This is a genomic window from Cellulomonas sp. GbtcB1 (assembly GCF_019091725.1).
GTDB lineage: Bacteria > Actinomycetota > Actinomycetes > Actinomycetales > Cellulomonadaceae > Cellulomonas.
On the sequence record NZ_JAGXJG010000578.1, the window covers coordinates 1 to 235 of the forward strand.

At 80.4% G+C, this 235-nt stretch carries 1 pseudogene; it reads left to right on the forward strand.

What is annotated here, in order from left to right:
- A pseudogene (locus KVT14_RS21440) lies at positions 1 to 235 on the forward strand (anthranilate synthase component I); the annotation flags it as partial.

Consider the following 235-nt stretch of genomic DNA (forward strand, 5'->3'; position numbering starts at 1 on the left):
CCCGCGGCCGGCCGCCCGGGCACCTTCGTCCTCGAGTCGGCCGAGCAGGACGGGTCCTGGTCACGGTGGTCGTTCGTCGGCGTGCGGTCCCGGGCGACGCTGACGGTGCGCGACGGCCGCGCGGTGTGGGCGGGCGACGTCCCCGCCGGGGTCCCGACGGAGGGCGACCCGCTGTCGGTGCTCGGCGAGACGCTCGAGGGGCTGCGCACGCCCCCGGTCCCCGGGCTGCCGCCGC